This is a genomic window from Pseudomonas sp. SDO55104_S430 (genome assembly GCF_054070595.1).
In genome coordinates this window covers 1-6397 of the sequence record NZ_JBSVXG010000283.1, presented here as the reverse complement: position 1 = coordinate 6397, position 6397 = coordinate 1, and the positions used below count along the sequence as shown (strand labels likewise).

At 61.4% G+C, this 6397-nt stretch carries 6 protein-coding genes; all 6 read left to right on the top strand.

Features of this window, described 5'->3' with window-relative positions:
* Positions 1 to 159: 159 nt before the first annotated feature.
* The 6 genes from ACW9JE_RS27570 (at position 160) to ACW9JE_RS27545 (ending at position 6338) form a co-directional block, all read left to right on the top strand.
* Complete coding sequence (locus tag ACW9JE_RS27570; RefSeq protein ID WP_224533322.1) at positions 160 to 1248, top strand: polyamine ABC transporter substrate-binding protein; 1089 nt, start codon at positions 160 to 162, stop codon at positions 1246 to 1248.
* The gene (locus ACW9JE_RS27565; RefSeq protein ID WP_224533321.1) at positions 1245 to 2546 is read left to right on the top strand and encodes an NAD(P)/FAD-dependent oxidoreductase; all 1302 of its coding nucleotides are present in this window, start codon (positions 1245 to 1247) and stop codon (positions 2544 to 2546) included. Before ACW9JE_RS27570 ends, ACW9JE_RS27565 begins: the two co-directional genes overlap by 4 nt.
* 301 nt (positions 2547 to 2847) lie before the next feature.
* On the top strand, positions 2848 to 3444 hold the full coding sequence (locus tag ACW9JE_RS27560) for a paraquat-inducible protein A (protein ID WP_224533320.1): 597 nt from the start codon (positions 2848 to 2850) through the stop codon (positions 3442 to 3444).
* A complete protein-coding gene (locus ACW9JE_RS27555) occupies positions 3441 to 4109 on the top strand; it encodes a paraquat-inducible protein A (RefSeq protein WP_224533319.1) in 669 nt (222 codons plus the stop codon). The genes ACW9JE_RS27560 and ACW9JE_RS27555 overlap by 4 nt, the downstream gene beginning before the upstream one ends.
* The gene (locus ACW9JE_RS27550; protein ID WP_224533318.1) at positions 4090 to 5766 is read left to right on the top strand and encodes a PqiB family protein; all 1677 of its coding nucleotides are present in this window, start codon (positions 4090 to 4092) and stop codon (positions 5764 to 5766) included. The genes ACW9JE_RS27555 and ACW9JE_RS27550 overlap by 20 nt, the downstream gene beginning before the upstream one ends.
* Before the next feature lie 17 nt (positions 5767 to 5783).
* Positions 5784 to 6338 carry a PqiC family protein gene (locus ACW9JE_RS27545; RefSeq protein WP_457434554.1) on the top strand — a complete coding sequence of 185 codons (555 nt, stop codon included), beginning with the start codon at positions 5784 to 5786 and terminating at the stop codon, positions 6336 to 6338.
* Positions 6339 to 6397: the final 59 nt, after the last annotated feature.

The window sequence follows — 6397 nt, the reverse complement described above, 5'->3', positions numbered from 1 at the left end:
GGAACGCATTCCCCTGTAGGAGCGAGGCTTGCCCGCGAAGGCGTCCGGTCAGGCAATGAAGATGTTGAATCTGCTGCCCCTTTCGCGGGCAAGCCTCGCTCCTACAAAAAGCCCAGAAGAATCACCCAAAAAATTCCAACAATTCCAAGAGGTGTCGAAATGCGTCTAATGAAATCCATGGTCCCGCTCGCCCTGGCCACTCTGTTCAGCGCCGTAGCCCAGGCCCAGCCCACCGTCAGCGTCTACAACTGGACCGACTACATCGGCGAAACCACTCTCGCCGACTTCCAGGCCAAGACCGGGATCAAGGTGATCTACGACGTCTTCGACTCCAACGAAACTCTCGAAGGCAAGCTGCTCGCCGGGCGCACCGGGTATGACGTGGTGGTGCCGTCCAACCACTTCCTGGCCCGTCAGGTGAAGGCCGGCGCCTTCCTCAAGCTCGACCGCTCGCAGCTGCCGAACTTCAAGAACCTCGACCCGAAACTGCTCGCCCTGCTGGAGAAGAACGATCCGGGCAACGAGCATTCCGTGCCTTACCTGTGGGGCACCAACGGCATCGGCTACAACGTCGACAAGGTCAAGCAAGTGCTGGGCGTCGACCACATCGACTCCTGGGCTGTGCTGTTCGAGCCGGAAAACATCAAGAAACTCAGCCAGTGCGGCGTGTCGATGATGGACTCGGCGGATGAAGTGTTCCCGGCGGTGCTCAACTACATGGGCATGGACCCGCGCAGCGAAAAACCCGAGGACTTCAAGAAGGCCGAGGCCAAGCTGCTGAGCATCCGCCCTTACGTGACCTACTTCCATTCCTCCAAGTACGTATCGGACCTGGCCAACGGCGACATCTGCGTGGCCTTCGGTTACTCCGGCGACGTGTTTCAGGCCGCCAACCGCGCCAAGGAAGCCAAGAACAACGTGAACATCGCCTACGCGATTCCCAAGGAAGGCAGCAACCTGTGGTTCGACCTGCTGGCGATTCCCGCCGATGCCAGCAACCAGAAAGAAGCTCACGCCTTCATCAATAACCTGCTCGACCCGCAAGTGATCGCCAAGGTCAGCGCCTCGGTCGGCTACGCCAACCCGAACCCGTCGGCCAAGCAATACATGGATGCCGAACTGGTGAACAATCCCGAGGTGTATCCGCCCCAGGAAGTCCTCGACAAGCTCTACATCTCCACCACGCCGCCACAGTCGATCATGCGACTGATGACCCGTTCCTGGAGCAAAGTGAAGTCCAACCAATGAACCAGTACACCCAGGAACATACGCAGTCTTACTACGCGGCCTCGGCCCATCACCTGACGCCCTTCCCCACGCTGAATGAGGACCTGGTGGCCGATGTCTGCGTGATCGGCGGCGGTTTTACCGGCGTCAACACCGCCATCGAACTGGCTCAGCGCGGGCTCTCGGTGATTTTGCTGGAGGCCCGGCGCATCGGCTGGGGCGCCAGCGGGCGCAATGGCGGGCAGCTGATTCGCGGCATCGGTCATGACGTCAGCGGCTTCGCCCGGCATGTGGGTGCCGAGGGCGTGGCCTATATGGAGCGTGCCGGCGTTGAGTCGGTGGAACTGGTGGGCCGGCGGATTCGTGAGCACGGCATCGATTGCGACCTGCGCTGGGGCTTTTGCGAGCTGGCCAACACCTCGGCGCAGTTTGCTGGGCTCAAGGCCGAACATGCGCACCTGAAGGAGTCCGGCTACGTCCACGAAATACGTCTGGTCGAGCCCGGGAAGATCCGTGAGCAGGTGGTTGATTCCGGCGTCTATGCCGGTGGCCTGGTGGACATGGGCTCCGGTCATCTGCACCCGTTGAATCTGGTGCTGGGTGAGGCCCGCGTGGCCCAGGGCCTGGGCGTGCGGATCTTCGAGCAGAGCGCGGCCCTGGACATCATCCACGGCAGCACGGTGCAGGTGCGTTGCGCCGGCGGTACGGTGCGCGCCGGCACGCTGGTACTGGGGTGCAACGCGCATCTGGAGGAGCTCGAACCGAAACTCAGCGGCAAGGTGCTGCCGGCCGGCAGCTATATCATCGCCACCGAGCCTTTGTCGTCAGAGCTGGCGACGCAATTGATCCCGCACAACCTGTCGCTGTGCGACCAGAAAGTCGGCCTGGATTACTACCGGCTCTCGGCGGACCGGCGTCTGCTGTTCGGTGGTGCCTGCCATTATTCCGGGCGTGATCCACGGGACATCGCGGCTTATATGCGCCCGCAGATGCTCAAGGTCTTCCCGCAACTGGCGGATGTGCGCATCGACTATCAATGGGGCGGCAAGATCGGCATCACCGCCAATCGCTTCCCCCAGGTCGGCCGCCTGAGCCAGCACCCCAACGTGTTTTACGCCCAGGGCTATTCCGGCCATGGCCTGAACGTGACGCACTGGTGCGCCAAACTGCTCGGCGAAGCGATCCATGCCGGGCACAGCCAGGGTTTCGACGTCTTCAGCGCCGTGCCCCACATGACCTTCCCCGGCGGCCGCGCGTTGCGCTCGCCATTGTTGGCGCTGGGCATGCTCTGGTATCGCATGCGTGAAGTTCTTGGCTGATAAAGACAGAACAGGCGATCAATACCTTGTGGCGAGGGGGCTCGTCGAAACGTCGCACCGCCCCGTTGGGCTGCGAAGCGGCCCCCAGCATTCCATCAGGCAAACCTTGCATGTAGGTTTTACGACGGCTGCGCCGCCGAACGGGGGCAAGCCCCCTCGCCACAGGTATGTGTTCGGCACAATGGAGTGGCGTCAGACTAAACCCGGTCCGTAGTTCGTTCAGTCTTTCGATTTGCTCAATCGCGAGTCACTTCTATATTGAGGGGGTGCTCATCAATTCTGCATTCATCGAGCCTGGCCCATGGCAACGACAGACCAATTGATCATTTGCGAGCACTGCGACTGCGTGTACGAGAAAACCACGCTCGCCAAACATCAGAAGACCCTGTGCACCCGCTGCGGCGGCGTGCTTCAGCGTTATAACGGCCTGACGGTCGAGCAACGCCTGGCGTTGACCCTCACCGCGCTGATGCTGTGGATCTTCGCCAATTTCTTCCCGGTCATGAGCATCAGCCTGCAAGGCCTGAAGAACAGCGCGACCCTGTGGGACTCGGTGCTGGCACTGAGCCTGGGGCCGATTACCTTCATTGCGATGGTGGCGGCTATCGCCATGATCATCGCCCCGATCTTCCAGTTGGTGCTGCTGATCTGGGTCCTTTGCTTCGCTCTCGGCCATCAGCGAGCCCCGGCCTTCAAGTTCTGCATGCGCTGGCTGGAAACGCTGCGGCCCTGGAGCATGCTCGAAGTCTGCCTGCTGGGCGCGATGGTGGCGGTGATCAAGCTCGCGGGTTTCCTCGATGTGTTGCCCGGCATCGGTCTGATCGCCCTGGCCATCCTCAGCCTGATGATGATCCGTATCGCCGGCCGTGACATCCGTGACCTGTGGGATCTGCAATGACAATCTCACAGACAACACCACCAACAGCCGCCGAGCTGAATCTGTGCCTGTGCCACAGCTGTGACCTGGCCTGCGACATGACCGATCAACCCCACGAATGCCCGCGCTGTGGCGCGCCGCTGCACCGGCGCAAGACCAACTCGCTGACCCGCACCTGGGCGTATCTGCTCACCTCGCTGGTGTTCTACGTACCGGCCAACCTGCTGCCGGTGATGAACACCAAGATGGTCGGCAACGGTGCCGACAGCACCATCATGAGCGGCGTGCTGGAGTTCTGGGAGGCCGGAGCCTGGGACATCGCCCTGATCATTTTCATCGCCAGTATCGCGGTGCCGGGCATCAAATTCGTCGCTCTGGGTACGTTGCTGATCACCGTACAGCGCAAGAGTTTATGGGCGCAGAAGGAGCGCTCGAAAATGTACCGCTTCGTCGAGGTCATCGGTTACTGGTCGATGCTCGACGTGATAGTCGTGGCCCTGGTGGCTTCGCTGGTGAAGTTCCAGGCCCTGGCCGACATCGAACCGCGCGCGGGCATTCTGTTCTTTGGTCTGGTGGTGGTGTTCACCATGCTCTCGGCCATGAGTTTCGACCCGCGTCTGATCTGGGATACCAGCGACGAAGGTTCATATCTTGAGGAGGTCACGGATGAAGCAACAAGCCACTGACGGGCCACAGGCCCCCGGCCAGGCGCCGATCAAGACACGGCGATTCAGCGTGTCGCTGGTGTGGATCGTGCCGATCGTCGCGGTCCTGGTGGGGATCTCGCTGGTGGTGCACAACATCATGCAGCAGGGACCGACCATCGTCGTGACCTTCAAGACCGGCAGCGGGCTGGTCGCCAACAAGACCGAGGTCAAGTACCGCAGCGTGGTCATCGGCCATGTCGAAGACGTGGAACTGAGCGACGACCAGAAGAGCGTCAACGCCACCATTAAACTGGCCAAGCAGGCCGAAAGCTTCACCCGCAAGGATTCTCAGTTCTGGGTGGTGCGGCCACGGATCGGCGCCGGCGGCGTATCGGGTATCGACACCCTGCTGTCCGGCGACTACATCGGCGCGGACATCGGCCAGGACAACAGCCGGGCGAAGAACTTCCAGGGCCTGGAGAACCCGCCGCCGATCACCTACGGCGAACCGGGCAAACGCTTTACCCTGCACACCCCGGACCTGGGCTCGCTCGACATCGGCTCCCCCGTCTACTACCGCAAGATTCCCGTCGGCCAGGTGGTGGCTTATGCGCTGGACCCCGACGGCAAGGGCGTGAATATCGACCTGTTCATCAACTCGCCCAATGATCAATACGTGACCGAAAACACCCGGTTCTGGAATGCCAGCGGGATTGACGTCAACGTCGGCGCCAATGGGTTCGCGGTAAAAACCGAATCCCTGTCGTCGCTGCTGGTGGGCGGCATCGCGTTCCGCGCCCCCGAATACAGCCCGAACGACAAACCGGCGGCCGAAGAATATGCCTATGAGCTCTTCGAGGATCAGCAAACCGCCCTCGCCCCGCCCAGTGGCAAGGCTCAGTACCTGGCCTTGCGTTTCGATCAGGCACTGCGCGGGCTCAAGGTCGATGCGCCGGTGGAGTTCCTCGGCGTGGAGATCGGCAAGGTGGTGTCGGTCAACCTGGACTTCGACGCAAAAAAACGCAGCTTCCCCGTCAATGTCGGCATCGTGATTTACCCGCAGCGCCTGGGGCAGGCCCATACCAAAATGCTCCAGGCCCTGAATCATGACCCCAATGACGAAGCCGGCTCAGCGCGGATCATGGGCGCGTTCATCGAGAACGGTCTGCGTGCCCAGGCCCGGACCGGCAACCTGCTGACCGGTCAGTTGTACATCTCCCTGGATTTCTACCCGAAAGCGGAGAAAGTCGCGTTCGATCCGACCGCGCGTCCGGTGGTAATCCCCACCGTTCCGGGCAGCCTGGAGCAGTTGCAGGAAAAACTCGAGGCCATGGTCACCAAGATCAATCAACTGCCTATCGAGCGCATTGCAAGCAATCTGGACGCCAACCTCGTGGAGATGCGCAAAACCCTCGGCCAGTTCAACGCCAAGACCTTGCCCGGTGTCTCCAACACCCTCACTGACGTGAGCAAGACCCTGCAATCGGCCAATACCACGCTGCAATCGGCCAACTCGACCCTCGCCGACGATTCGCCGCAGAGGGAAAAACTGGGTCAGACCCTGGAAGAGCTCGGACGCACTTCGCGCTCTCTGCGTGACCTCGCGGACTACCTGGGACGCCATCCGGAATCGCTGATTCGCGGCCGGCCGGACAACGCCGCGCCAATCGATTTGAAAGGGCCGCCAAGCAAATGACCAAAGGAGCATCACCCATGGCTTTTCCGCTGAAAATCGCGTTGATCGCCGCGCTGTCCTTGCTGGCCGCCTGCCGCAGCGATCCGATTCAGTTCCACACCCTGACCCCGGCGATGCCGAGCGGGAACACTCGCGCGACCACCGATATCCAGATCGAAGCCCTGACGGTTCCACCTCAAGTTGATCGCCCGCAGATCGTCGTACGCGAGGGCAATACCGGCATGGCTATCCTCGAAACCCAGTGGTGGGGAGCCAGCCTGGTAGACGAACTGCGCAGCGCCATGCTCGATCAGATGGTCAACGGCAGCCCGCAACGCAAGGTCTCGGTGCGTATTGAAGTGCAGCGCTTCGACTCGATTCCCGGCCAATACGGGTTGCTGGATGTGAAGTGGCGTTTGCGCAGTGACGACGTCGTGACGATGTCATGCCGCAGCACCTTGCAGACGCGCTCAGGCCCGTCAATCGATGAACTGGTGGCGGCGCAGCAGACCAACGTCAAGCGCCTGGCGGCGTTGATCAGCCAGGCCTCAAGCGGAACGCAGAAGACCTGCCCCTCCACAAATCCCGGCTGACAACACAAAACCCCTGTGGGAGCGGGCTTGCTCGCGAATGCGGTGTGTCATTCAAAGGA